Source organism: Salipiger sp. ABF4_146 (genome assembly GCF_056161345.1).
In genome coordinates, this window is sequence record NZ_JBSWYX010000016.1 from 1 (window position 1) to 12,370 (window position 12,370).

Below are 12,370 nucleotides of genomic sequence, written 5' to 3' on the forward strand. Positions count from 1 at the left end.
TCGCCTAGGCCGCCGTATGATAATCTCGTACCGCGATGCCATGGCGTTCTAAGTTCTCAGTTGACATAGGACGCCCCATTACAGAAGGCCTACTCTTGCACGGATGACGAGATCCGGCAGGACCTTCATCAGATGCTCCTCGCCTACGAAACGCTTGTAAACCGCGGCGGCACGACGCCTAGCGAAGCAATGCAAGAAGAGGCAGGAGGAAAAACGATCGAGGAAACCCGGCGTTACATCCTCTCGCGGCGGATCGAACGCTCATCGAAAGTACGCAAAGAAGTCCTCAAGTCCAAAGCACCTCTCTGCGAGTGCTGCGGGCTCGACCCAAAACTAGATTACTGCTTCAAAGGCCCTGCCCAAGAAATGCCGCTTGATGTGCATCATGCAGCGCCTTTACGGGGCCTCGCCGAAGGAGAAACCCGCCGCTACCGCGTGCCAGAAGACTTCATGGTGCTCTGCCCGACATGCCATCGCATGATCCACAGGCTCGATGACCCGTCCGACCTGCAGGCGCTGAAGGCAAAGCTGCGCTTCAGGTTCGCGCGCGAGGTGGGCTATTTCACCCCCTGAGGTGCCAAAGCTGCGCCGCCCTCACCCATGCCGCGCCTTGTCCTCGGCGGCGGCGAGGCTTTCGTGCCCCGACAGCGCCCAGCGGGTCAGCGGGCGCGCCAGCGCGATCAGCACCAGCCCCGCCACCGCGCTACCGGTGAACAGCCCGTTGAACAGGCCCGGCAATTCCGACGGGCTTTCAGTGTCCATCCCCGCCGCCAGCAGCCCGGCGATCAGGTTGCCCAGCGAGGCGGCGAGGAACCAGAACCCCATCATCTGGCTGGTGAACCGCTCCGGCGCCAGCCGCGAGAAGGTCGACAGCCCCACCGGGCTGAGCAAAAGCTCGGCGCAGGTGTGGATGAAGAACGTGCCGATCAAGAACAGCGCCGAGACCCGCACCCCGGTCATCGCCACTTGCGCCGCCGGCACCAGCAGCCAAAAGCCGAGGCCGACCAGCACCAGCGCCAGCCCGAACTTGACGAAGACCGAGATCTCCCAGCCCCTGTCCTGCGCCCGCGTCCAGAACCATGCAAACAGCGGCGTCAGCACGATGATGAAGAACGGGTTGAGGTTCTGGAACCATGAGGCCGGCACCTCAAAGCCCATGAGTTCGCGCCGCGTCAGCTCGGCGGCGAAGATCGACAGCGACGAGCCCGCCTGCTCGAAGCGCGACCAGAACAGCGCCGCGGCGACAAACAACACCGCCAGCACGATCATCCGCTTCTTTTCGTCGCGCGACAGGTCCCCGGCGACGTAGATATTGAGGAAGAACCCCACCGCAACGGTGACGATCAGCACTCCGGTCGCCTGCGCCACGCCCTCGGCGCTGGTCACATCGAGCACCCCGGCGGCAATCAGCACGCCAAGGATCAGCGCCACCGCCGCGGTGATCCCAAGGCTGACCATGCGGTCGCGCCCGCCGCCCTGCGCCGCCTTCTGCGGTGGCCGCGCGCCCTTGCCGCGCAGCGAGCCGCGCCCGGCGTGCAGGAAATTCAGCAGCCCCAGCAGCATCGCCACCGCCGCCGCGCCAAAGCCATAGTGCCAGCCCCAGACCTCGCCCAGATACCCGGCGACGAAGCCGCCGAGGATCGCGCCAAGATTGATGCCCATGTAAAAGAACGAAAACCCCGCGTCGCGCCCGCCCACGTCGTCCTTGGGATACAGCTCGCCGACCATGGTCGAGATGTTCGGCTTCAGCAGCCCGGTGCCCACCGCGATGCACACCAGCCCGGCCAGGAAGATCCACGCCGTCGCGCCAGAAACCGCCAACAGGATGTGGCCAAGGATGATCACCAGCCCGCCCACGGTGATCGCCCGCCGCGCGCCCCAGAACCGGTCGGCGATCCAGCCGCCGGGCAGCGCGAGGATATAGACCGCCGCCGAATAGATGCCGTAGATCGCCACCGCCGCAGAGGTCTCCATCCCCATGCCGCCGATCTCGACGGCATCAATGAGATAGAGCACGAGAATCGCGCGCATGCCGTAGAAGCTGAACCGCTCCCACATCTCGACAAGGAAGAGGGCGGGCAGCCCGGCGGGGTATCTGGCAAATCTGGACATGGAAAAGGCCTGAACCGCAAACAATGCCGCGAGACTAGCGCCCAAAATGCCGCAGGGCGAGCGACTTGGCCATATTTCGCGCATGACGAGCGGCGCTCTGCCGACCGCGTCTGCCCCGCGCGAGGCGCGGCAGCCCCGCCACAGGTGGCAGCCCACGCGGCACACTTCGCGGAATTATCCCGCGGATGGCCAATTTTTGCCCCATTTCCCCCATTGGTTGTGACCTACGAGTGTGAGGGTTTTAAAAGATGATTGGTTCGCAGGTTACCGGGTTCACGGCGGCACCAAAGCCGCAGGATGCCCACCCACAAGGGTCACAGATACAGGACGCACATCCAATCACGGCGCTGGCACGCGGCGACGAGGCCAATGTGGTTGCGTTGCGCGGCGCGCTGGCGCCGAAGCAGGCTCTGGACGCGTCATCTGCCCCCTCCCCTGCCAGCGGCCCCCAAACCGGCCCCCGAACCGGCCCCGGCCTGCTGGTGGTCGATCTCGACGGCACCTTGGTGCACACCGACACGCTGTTCGAAAGCTTCTGGTCGGCGCTTGGCCGCGACTGGCGCGGCGCGCTCGGTGCCGCCCGGTCTTTGCTGCGCGGCCGCGCCGCGGTGAAGCACAGCCTCGCCCGCGCCGCCGGGCTGGAGGCGGCGCATCTGCCCTATGACACGGCGGTTCTGGCCTATATCGAGGCCTGGCGCTCCGAAGGCGGCCGCGCGGTGCTGGTCACCGCCGCCGACCAGAGCATCGCCGACGCGGTCGCCGCCCACACCGGCCTGTTTGACGAGGCGCATGGCTCGGACGGGCAGACCAACCTCAAGGGCGCGCGCAAGGCCGCCTTCATCACCGCGCGCTGGGGCGCCAGCCGCTTTGCCTATATGGGCGACGCCGCCGCCGACCTGCCGATCTGGCAGCACGCCAGCCGCGCGATCACCGTCAACGCCCCCGCCGCGCTGCGCCGCCGCTCCGAGCGCGTCGCCCGGCACACCGAACACGTGCGCACCCGCGGTTTTGCGCTGCGCCCCTATCTCGATGCGCTGCGCCCGCACCAATGGCTGAAGAACCTGCTGGTGTTCCTGCCGATGCTGGCGGCGCATCAGATCACCCCCGGCAGCCTCGGCACCGCGCTGGCCGCCTTCGCCTCCTTCTGCCTCGTCGCCAGCGCGGTTTACGTGCTCAACGATCTGCTCGACCTCGGCGCCGACCGCGCCCACCCGCGCAAGCGCGCCCGGCCCTTCGCCTCGGGCCGCCTGCCGATCGCCCACGGCCCGGCAATGCTGCTGGCGGTTGGCGGCGGCGGGCTGGGGCTGGCCTTGGCCATGGGGCCGCAGATGCTGGCGGTGATGACCGGCTATATGGCGCTGACCACCGCCTATTCGCTCTATCTCAAGCGCACCGCGGTGATCGATATCCTCGCGCTGGCGGGGCTTTACACCATGCGCATGGTGGCGGGCGCCGTGGCGCTGGGGATCGAGCTTTCGGCATGGCTCGCCGCCTTCTCGCTGTTCTTCTTCTTTGCGCTGGCGGCGGTGAAACGGCAGGCCGAACTGGTCGACCACAAGACCCGCGGCAAGACCGCCCCCGCCGGACGCGGCTACAGCACCGAAGACCTGCCGATCATCACCATGGTCGGCCTCGGCGCGGGCTATCTGTCCGTGCTGGTGATGGCGCTCTACATCACTTCCCCTGCCGTGCTGTCGCTTTATTCGCAGCCGCAGGCGCTGTGGGGCATCTGCGCGGTGCTGCTCTATTGGGTGACGCGTATGGTGCTGCTCACCCAGCGCGGCCAGATGCACGACGATCCCGTGGTCTTTGCCGCCCGCGACCGCGCCAGCCATCTGTCGGCGCTGGCGATCTTCGGCTTCGGCCTCTGGGCCGCCCTCGGCGACAGGCTCTGGGCCACGCTGGCCGCCCTGACATGAGCCTGACGTGAGCCCTCACATGAGCCTGCCCGCGCTGGTCCTGCGCTACGCCGGTTTCGCGCTGCTGGCGATGGCGGCCAATCTCGGCACGCAGCGCGCGGTGCTGGCCCTCGGGCAGTCAGAGGGGGGCGATCCGGGCAGCTTGCTGCTGCCCGCCATCGCGCTTGGCACGCTCATCGGGCTGGCAGTGAAATACGCGCTCGACAAGCGCTGGATCTTCCACGACCGCTCAACCCGCGCGAGGCCCCGGCAGTTCGCCCTCTACAGCCTGATGGGCGTCGCCACGACGGCGCTGTTCTGGGGCACGGAAACCGCCTTCTGGCTGATCTGGCACAGCGATGCCATGCGTGAGCTTGGCGCCGCACTCGGGCTGACCGTGGGCTATGTGGTCAAATACCGTCTCGACCGGCGCTTCGTCTTTGCCGTAGCTATAGCGGATGAGGATGTGACCGAGACCCCGCAACAGGGGCAGGAGCAGGCGGCGTGAAACTGACCGGTTGGGGGCGCTTTGCCCCGCGCGAGACCGCGCTGGAGGCCCCGCGCGATGCGCAGGCCATGCGCGACCGGCTCGCCCGCGCCGACAGCACAGGCGGCGCCATCGCCCGCGGCAATGGCCGCGCCTACGGCGATGCCGCGGTTGGCGCGCAGACCACCCTGTCCACCCGGCACCTCAATCGCATGATCGCCTTCGACCCGAAAACCGGCCAGCTGGTGGCCGAGGCCGGGGTGCTGCTGTCGGATGTGATCGACGCCTTCCTGCCGCGTGGCTGGTTTCCCATGGTCACCCCCGGCACCCGCTACGTCACCCTTGGCGGCATGGCGGCGGCGGATGTGCACGGCAAGAACCACCATGTGGACGGCAGCTTTCGCGCCTGCGTCGACTGGCTCGACCTCATGGGCCCCGATGGCAAGACCCGTCGCTGCAGCCGCACCGAGAACCCCGAACTGTTCGACTGGACGCTCGGCGGCATAGGCCTTACCGGCGTGATCCTGCGCCTCGCGCTGCGGCTGCGCCCGGTCGACAGCGGCTGGATCGGCCAGACCACCCTGCCCTGCCCCGACCTCGACGCGGTGCTGCGCGGCTTCGAAGAACATGAGACCGCGCCCTATTCCGTGGCATGGATCGACTGCCTCGCCCGCGGCGACGCGCTTGGCCGCGCGCTGCTGACCCTCGGCCATCACCTGCCCCGCGCCAAGCTGACCGCAGCGCAGGCCGCCGATCGCTTCGCCACCGCCAAACGCGGCGCCCGCAAACTGCCGGTCGACCTGCCCGCCTTTGCCCTCAACCGCCACAGCGTGCGCGCCTTCAACGCGCTCTACTACCGGCAGGGCCTGCGCGCGGCGGGCCACAGCGTCACCGACTGGCAGAGCTATTTCTACCCGCTCGACGCGATCCTCGGCTGGAACCGCATCTACGGCCGCCGCGGCTTTGTGCAGTTCCAATGCGTGCTGCCCGACGCCAGCGCCCGCGCCGGTCTGGCCGAACTGCTGGAGGCCACCGCGGAAACCGGCTGCGCCTCCTTCCTCGCCGTGCTCAAACGCTTCGGCACGCAGGAGGCTGGGTTTTCCTTCCCCATGCAGGGCTACACGCTGGCGATGGATTTCCCCGCCAGCCGCCGCGCGCTGGCGCTGCTCGACCGGCTTGATGCCATCACCCTCGCCCACGGCGGGCGCTTCTATCTGGCCAAGGACGCCCGGATGCGCGCCGAGACCCTCCACCGCGCCGACCCGCGCGCCGCGGATCTCGCCGCGCTGCGCGCCCGCTCAGGCATGGCCGCGTCGCTGCAATCGGCCCTGTCGCAAAGGCTTTCGCTATGACCTGCCCTTCCCCTGTCCTGATCCTCGGCGCGCGCTCGGACATCGGGCTGGCGGTGGCGCATCGCTTTGCCGCCGACGGACATCCGCTGCAACTGGCCGCGCGCCACGCCCAAACGCTCGAGCCCGAGCGCACCGACCTTGCCCTGCGCCACGGCGTCACGGTCACCCTGCATGAGTTCGACGCGCTCGACACCGCCACGCACGCCGCCTTCGTCGCGGCGCTGCCCGAGTTGCCCGCCATCGCCGTCTGCGCCGTTGGGCTGATGGGCACGCAGAGCCAAAGCGAAGCCGACCCCGACGCCGCCATCGCCGTGTTGCGCAGCAACTTCGAGGGCCCCGCCAGCATCCTCGCGCATCTCGCCAACCGCTTCGAGGCGCGCGGCAGCGGCACGCTGGTCGGCATCAGTTCGGTCGCGGGCGAGCGCGGGCGGGCGACCAACTATGTCTATGGCGCCGGCAAGGCCGGGTTCACCGCCTACCTGTCGGGCCTGCGCAACCGGCTGGCCAAGCGTGGCGTGCAGGTGCTCACCGTGCTGCCGGGCTTTGTCGCCACGCGGATGACCGAGGGCATGGACCTGCCGCAAAAGCTCACCGCCGCCCCCGAAGAGGTCGCGGACGCCATCGCCAAGGGCTGCGCAAAAGGCCGCGACGTGATCTACGTGCGCCCGATCTGGCGCGCGATCATGGCGGTGATCCGCGCCATCCCCGAACGGGTGTTCAAAAAGCTCAGCCTGTGACCCCCCTGCCCTGCCGATCCGCTGACTGCCCACCTTGGCGGCTTCCGCCCCTGAACCGCACATCGCACCCCGATCAGCCCGCACCTTGAGGACCCTGCCGATGCCCCACACCGCCAGCACCACCCAGCCCCATGACGCCGCGCCGCCCACCAAAGCCGACCCGCGCCCCGCCGCCGCATGCAGCACCGCCGAGCCGGTGCTGTTCCGGTTGCGCCCGGTCAGCCGCGCGGTACTGTTGGCATTGCTGGTGATGACGCTGCTGTTTGTCACGGCGTACCACTTTGCCGATCACCTCGGGAAAGACATTTTGTTTCTCGATTTCAACGTTTTCTACATGGTGGGCGAGTATGTCTGGCAAGGCCGCGTGGCGGAGGCTTACGATTTCGGCCTGTTCGAACCTGCGCAGGACGCGGTGAACGGTCCGGATCAGGGCTTCATGCCGTGGACCTACCCGGCACAGATGAACCTGCTGGTCGCTCTCCTCGCGCTGGTGCCGCGCTGGCTGGCGTATGTCGTCTTTGCCAGCGGGTCGCTGGCGGCCTTCCTGTGGGTGCTGCGGCGCCTCGCCGGGCCGCATTTCGACGCCGCGCTGACGCTGACGCTGCCCGCGCTGATGGTGACCCTGCTGACCGGCCAAAACGGCATGATGACCGCTGCGCTGGTCGGCGGCTACGCGCTGCTGGCGCTGCAAGGGCGCGGGGCTGCGGGCGTGCCGCTCGGGCTCATGGCGATCAAGCCGCATCTCGCCGTTGGGCTGGGAGTGCACGCGCTGCTCACCGGCCCGCTGCGGCTGCGTCTGAAAGTTCTGGGGATCGCGCTGGCCGTCACGCTGGGTGCCGTGGCCGCCGCGACGCTCGCCTTCGGCCCCGGCATCTGGGCCGCCGTGGCCCAAAGCGCGTCCGACTCCAGCAGCTATCTCACCGCGGGCCGCTATCCCCTTTTTCGGATGAGTTCGGTCTACGCCGGTCTGCGCAACTCCGGCGCCTCCGCCGATCTGGCCTTCGCGATGCAAGGCGCGGTGGCGCTGGCCGCGCTGGCGCTGGTCGCGGGCCTCGCGCTGCGCCGCTGGCAGCCGCGACGGCTGCTCGGCGTGGCGCTGCTGGCGAGCTATTCGGTCAGCCCCTACAACTACGATTATGACCTCTGCGCGACGGCCATGGCGCTGGCGTTGCTGCTGCCCGATGCCGCGCGTTTCGCCGGGCCCGCGGGGCGCGTCGGCCTTTGGGTGTTGTGCTGGTGTGCCAGCGGCCTCGCGGTCTTCGGTGCGATGATACCGGGCCGATTTGAGACTCTTATGGCCGGGCTTTCGGCACGTGGCGATTTTCCCTCGATCGCAACGCTGGGCTATCTCGGCGCGTCGGCCCTGCCGCTCATCTATGCCTTTCAGGGCGAGAAGGCGGACAGATCCGCTGCGATATAATTTAACATAATACTACAGTGATTGCCTGTCCCCGCAGGGACAGCACTTTGGTGGCGCGGCGTTACCGTCCATAAAAGGCGCGAGGCTCGCCGTCGTCCAAAGATGGCGGACCCCACCGATACAGTCTCTCCAAGTCGCAGACACAGGGTCCGGATGTGTCCCCGCAGGGACAGCCTAAAGCCTTTTGTTAGTGTCCATCACAGCCCACTCTACGGCGCAAAACCGAGGCCGCCATGGCGCGAGCCCTATGGACCTGCAAACTCTTGAAACCATCAGTGCCTGCGGCGTGTTCTCAAGAGGTGTCCCCGCGGGGACACCCAGCGCAGAGAGGCCCCGCCCCTTTTGCGCCCACGCATCAGACACCCCCCACCTCTGGCGCTTGTCCCCGCGGGGACAGCTGTGGCCGCGGAGTCCAAAACAAATCCCTGCGGGTGATCGCGGCTGTCCCCGCGGGGACAGGCGGCACGCAAGGCGCCGAAGTCGGCCAGCGTCGGTCCCTTGAGCGGGCGCCGGTCTCTACGTGCCAGACCGATTTATCTGGTGTCCCCGCGGGGACAGACCGGGGGCGAGGTACGTCCATTGCCGGACGTCGGCCCTGTTCGGGGTTGAGAAAAGGGCCGCGGAAAAGCCATGCATCAGCCTAGCCAAAGAGCCTGTCCCCGCGGGGACAGACGTGATGTCTCATGCGCCATTTGCTCCGCCCGTCGCCGCCGCTGACTGGGTCTGACCTCAAGTCTAAGCGCGTGTTTCGTCTCTGTCCCCGCGGGGACGAAGGGCTGATTGGGTCGCGCCATCATGGGCAATCATGAGCGCTCGGCATGGAGTCCAGCGGGCCAAGGATGGTGGGTTTGCTGGTCTGTCCCCGCGGGGACAGACCAGCAGGTGGCCCCACGTTAGGGTCGGACTATGAGACCTGACTGCCGTTCGTTGCGCCGGGCAGGACTCGTCGTCGCCGATTTGCGCAGCGGACGCAGGTGTCCCCGCGGGGACAGAAGCGGCAAGCGATCCGCGTTAGGGTCGAAACGTGGGAGCTTTCTGCCGGGCGCCTGCGCGGACAACACTCGTGCGCAGCGATGTGGGCAACAGACCAAAGTGTCCCCGCGGGGACAGGCGTGACAAGCGGCCCAGCATAAAGGTCGAAACGGGAGGACTGTCCGCCGGTCGCTTCGCCGGGCGATACACGTCAGCGCCGATATGCGCTGTTGGCGAGGGTGTCCCCGCGGGGACAAGCCTGCACGGCCCTTGCCGTCCGCGCACGAAAAAGCCCCTGTCCCCGCGGGGACAGGGGCTGGCCCTGTGTGCGATGTGGCGTGTCTCACTCGTCAAGCTCGCGCATGAAAGCGGCCACCGCGGCCTCGAGCCTGTGGCGGTCGATGCTGGAAAAATCGCGCTCCATCGCCAGTTCGACCCTGCCGTCGCGCGCCGCGCAGCGGACTGTCCCCGCGGGGACAGTGCAGCGCAGCGTGGTCTTGGCGGCGGCATTGGCGCTGGCGCCCTTGGGCTTCGGCGCCGCCTTGGGTGCGGATTTCACCGCGTCGGTCAGCCGCGCAACCTCGTAATCGGAGGAGACCTCGCCCTGCCCGGCCAGCATCTTTTTCAGCCCCGCCGAGAACTCCGGCTCGTCGCCCATGCGCTTGACCAGATCGAGACCCAGCTTGCGCGGGATCGCCTCGGGATGATGCAGATCGTCGCCCAGTTCTTCGAGCAGCGTGGCGAAATGGCGGATGTAGCTGCGCTTCTGCCGACCGGCGGAGGCGTAGAGCAGGGTGATCGCGCCCTCGATGTCATTGGTGTCGGTCTTCGGGTCGCGCGCGAAGCTGAGCGCCAGCTGCGCCATCTCGGCAAAGGAGATGCCGCGGCGCACGAGGTTCTCGTCGACCATCTTGCGATAGAGCCCGACCAGCGCCTCGCCCGAGGCGACCAGCCCCGCGGGGATACGAGCGTAGGCCTCGTCGCCGGTTTCGGCGTAAAGCTCGCGGTAGGCCGAGAGACGGCGGAAACCCTGCACCAGTTCGAAGTGATCACCCACCGGCTCGACGCGGATCGGGTTCGATAGGCCAACCTCGCGGATCGAGGCCTTCAGCTCGTCGATCTCGGGGTCCGGCCCGGCGGCGCGGTCGCGCGTCAGCTTGGTCGTTTGCACCGCGTCGATCGGCACCAGATCGGTGATCAGCCCTGCCCGCTTCAGCCGCACATAGTCATGCGCCAGCCGGTCGTTCTCTTCGCGGATCGCCCGCTCGGCCTCGGCGCGGTCGCGCAGCGCCTCGGCGTTTTCAGAGATCGCCGCCGCCATCGGTCCCCGCCGGGCCGCGGGTTTCTCGGGCGTCTCGGCCGCGGGCTTGCGCCCACCGCCGGTGTAGACCCCGTCGGGCGTTTCGGGAAAGTCGATGTCGAAACCGCGTCGCTTGCTCATGCCTCATCCTCCAGCTGGTCCCATGCGGTCAGCACGTGGCCGCGGAACTCTTCATAGGCGCGGTCGAAAGAGGCGCGCGCCCGGCGCCAAGTTTCTCGCGTCATCTCGCGATAGTCGATCTCGTAGATCGAACTGAGGAACCGGCCGGATTGTTCGACGGCGCGGGTCATTTCGATCGGGTGCTCGGTCATCCTTTCATCCCAGACCTTCTGGAAAGCTTGCCGCATCGCGCGGTGCAGATCGTTGCCGCTCTCATAGCGGGTGAGCAGGAAGCGGATGTCGAGAAAGGCCTTGGGCAAGGTCAGTGTCCCCGCGGGGACAACCCCCTCGAAGCCGGACAGATCGCCGAGCGCTTCGGAAAGCTGGCCGATGAAGGAGGTGGTGGAATCGTACTCCCAATAGCCCGGCCCCGAGGGGATATAGAGCATGTCGGCGGCGAAGACCGCGTTCATGCTTTGGTAACCGATGGCGGGCGGGCAGTCGAAGATCACCAGATCGTAGGCATCGGGCGGCAGGCTGTCGAGGTAGCGGCTGACCGCGGCAAAGAACGACCACTCGGGGTTCAGGTGCCGGTACTGCGCCGAGGCGAACTCGACGAAGGCGGCGTTGGCGCAGGAGGGGATCACGTCGATGGTCGGCCAGGAGGTGGCCTTGATGAAATCGGCGGCGCGCAGGTCGCGCAGGCCCATCGAGGTGATCGCCTCGGGCAGCTTGCGCTCGGGCAGGGCGGAGCCGCTTTCGGCGCCGCGGGTGGCGGCGTTCATTCGGTCGGTCTCGCGGATCAGGTCGCGGGCCATGATGCCCCAGACGGTGTATTCCTCGGTGATGTCCGACAGGCCCATGGAGTGGCTGAGCGTCGCCTGCGGATCGAAGTCGACGCAGAGCACCCGGTAGCCATCAAGCGCCGCGGCATGGGCGAAGTGCAGCGCCACGGTCGACTTGCCGGCGCCGCCCTTGAAGTTCGAGATGGCGACGCGGAACGCGCGCTTGTTGGCCGGGCGAGGGGGCATCAGGCTCTTGCGGTTGACCTTCAGCTTGCGGCGGATCTCGTTGATCTCTTCCAGCGAGTACCAGCGCTGGCGGCCATCTTCCTCGACCTGTCCCTGCGGCAGATGCGGATCGGCGGCCATGCGGCCACGCAGGGTCGACTGGTTCACCTGCAGGATCAGCTCGGCCACCTCCCAGCTGGAGAAGCGGCGCAGGGTCTTTTCCATCTCGGGCGAGAAGGTCTGCTGCCGGATCCAGCCCTGCATCTTCAGCGACTGCGCCTGCAGCCGCGCAAGGTCTTCGTGTGTAAACATCCTGCCTCCTGTCCCCGCGGGGACGCTTTCATATGTCGCGCCGCTTCGGACGCTTTGCCTGCCTGTCCCCGCGGGGACAGCTGTGTCGTTTGTCCCTGCGGCGACATGTGCCACGGTCCCTGTCCCCACGGGGACGCTTGCGGGCTGGTCCGATCTGTCTTTCCGGACCCGTCCCCGCGGGGACACCTCTGCGCATGTCCCCACGGGGACGCTTCTGGATTTGTCCCCGCGGGGACATCTGCGCCCCATGCTGCCGGGAGGGGCCGTTGCGCCGGGCGGTCGTGAAGATCGCGGTTCGGCGAAACTGCGGGACGCAAATTTCCGATGGGCTGGAATTTACGCTGAATTTGCATTCAAGGCAAAAGCAAATACTCTATTATAAGGCATTCGCGGAAATCACCGTTTTGCCTGTGTCCCCTGCGCCGCGCGCCCATGCAGCAAGGCCGCATCGATTCGGCGAATCCCCAACGAGTTGCCGCGAGCCGCTGGGAGTCCGGATCGGATAATGGGGGACAGCTTCCGGCGCTCCCCCACATATTGGGGGACATTTTTGGCGTAATAGGGGACTCCCTAACTGTCCCCCAATACCAGACTACCGAAATTTTCATTCGAAAATGGGTATGGGTCTGGCGCCGAAACAGCCCGCCGCT

9 protein-coding genes are annotated in these 12,370 nt (G+C 67.4%); 6 read left to right on the top strand and 3 right to left on the bottom strand.

The features are described 5' to 3' along the window. The first annotated feature begins 132 nt into the window (after positions 1-132). A complete protein-coding gene (locus ACXAJT_RS20230; protein WP_475238151.1) occupies positions 133-573 on the top strand; it encodes an HNH endonuclease in 441 nt (146 codons plus the stop codon). 21 nt (positions 574-594) lie between these two features. On the opposite strand, the gene ACXAJT_RS20235 is transcribed toward ACXAJT_RS20230, so the two are convergent. Continuing rightward, positions 595-2,112: a peptide MFS transporter gene (locus ACXAJT_RS20235; RefSeq protein WP_475238154.1), complete on the bottom strand. Its 1,518-nt coding sequence runs from the start codon at positions 2,110-2,112 to the stop codon at positions 595-597. 248 nt (positions 2,113-2,360) lie between these two features. Here ACXAJT_RS20235 and ACXAJT_RS20240 point away from each other — a divergent pair, with 248 nt between their 5' ends. The 5 genes from ACXAJT_RS20240 (at position 2,361) to ACXAJT_RS20260 (ending at position 8,006) form a co-directional block, all read left to right on the top strand. Continuing rightward, positions 2,361-4,031: a UbiA family prenyltransferase gene (locus ACXAJT_RS20240; RefSeq protein ID WP_475238156.1), complete on the top strand. Its 1,671-nt coding sequence runs from the start codon at positions 2,361-2,363 to the stop codon at positions 4,029-4,031. Between the two features lie 19 nt (positions 4,032-4,050). Continuing rightward, entirely contained in the window at positions 4,051-4,518 is a 468-nt protein-coding gene (locus tag ACXAJT_RS20245; RefSeq protein ID WP_475238160.1) for a GtrA family protein, read from the top strand. Further along, entirely contained in the window at positions 4,515-5,849 is a 1,335-nt protein-coding gene (locus ACXAJT_RS20250) for an FAD-binding oxidoreductase (protein ID WP_475238163.1), read from the top strand. Before ACXAJT_RS20245 ends, ACXAJT_RS20250 begins: the two co-directional genes overlap by 4 nt. Further along, positions 5,846-6,586 carry an SDR family oxidoreductase gene (locus tag ACXAJT_RS20255; RefSeq protein WP_475238166.1) on the top strand — a complete coding sequence of 247 codons (741 nt, stop codon included), beginning with the start codon at positions 5,846-5,848 and terminating at the stop codon, positions 6,584-6,586. The genes ACXAJT_RS20250 and ACXAJT_RS20255 overlap by 4 nt, the downstream gene beginning before the upstream one ends. A gap of 100 nt (positions 6,587-6,686) precedes the next feature. Beyond that, complete coding sequence (locus ACXAJT_RS20260) at positions 6,687-8,006, top strand: glycosyltransferase family 87 protein (RefSeq protein ID WP_475238168.1); 1,320 nt, start codon at positions 6,687-6,689, stop codon at positions 8,004-8,006. 1,315 nt (positions 8,007-9,321) lie between these two features. Here the strand turns inward: ACXAJT_RS20260 and ACXAJT_RS20265 are convergent. After that, the gene (locus ACXAJT_RS20265) at positions 9,322-10,419 is read right to left on the bottom strand and encodes a ParB N-terminal domain-containing protein (protein WP_475238172.1); all 1,098 of its coding nucleotides are present in this window, start codon (positions 10,417-10,419) and stop codon (positions 9,322-9,324) included. Then, complete coding sequence (locus ACXAJT_RS20270) at positions 10,416-11,720, bottom strand: AAA family ATPase (protein WP_475238174.1); 1,305 nt, start codon at positions 11,718-11,720, stop codon at positions 10,416-10,418. Before ACXAJT_RS20270 ends, ACXAJT_RS20265 begins: the two co-directional genes overlap by 4 nt. Positions 11,721-12,370: the final 650 nt, after the last annotated feature.

Excerpts from the sequence above, each read along its gene's own strand:
- ACXAJT_RS20230 (WP_475238151.1), top strand. The coding sequence starts at position 133 with ATGCTCCTCGCCTACGAAACGCTTGTAAACCGCGGCGGCACGACGCCT.
- ACXAJT_RS20235 (WP_475238154.1), bottom strand. The coding sequence starts at position 2,112 with ATGTCCAGATTTGCCAGATACCCCGCCGGGCTGCCCGCCCTCTTCCTT.
- ACXAJT_RS20240 (WP_475238156.1), top strand. The coding sequence starts at position 2,361 with ATGATTGGTTCGCAGGTTACCGGGTTCACGGCGGCACCAAAGCCGCAG.
- ACXAJT_RS20245 (WP_475238160.1), top strand. The coding sequence starts at position 4,051 with ATGAGCCTGCCCGCGCTGGTCCTGCGCTACGCCGGTTTCGCGCTGCTG.
- ACXAJT_RS20255 (WP_475238166.1), top strand. The coding sequence starts at position 5,846 with ATGACCTGCCCTTCCCCTGTCCTGATCCTCGGCGCGCGCTCGGACATC.
- ACXAJT_RS20260 (WP_475238168.1), top strand. The coding sequence starts at position 6,687 with ATGCCCCACACCGCCAGCACCACCCAGCCCCATGACGCCGCGCCGCCC.
- ACXAJT_RS20265 (WP_475238172.1), bottom strand. The coding sequence starts at position 10,419 with ATGAGCAAGCGACGCGGTTTCGACATCGACTTTCCCGAAACGCCCGAC.
- ACXAJT_RS20270 (WP_475238174.1), bottom strand. The coding sequence starts at position 11,720 with ATGTTTACACACGAAGACCTTGCGCGGCTGCAGGCGCAGTCGCTGAAG.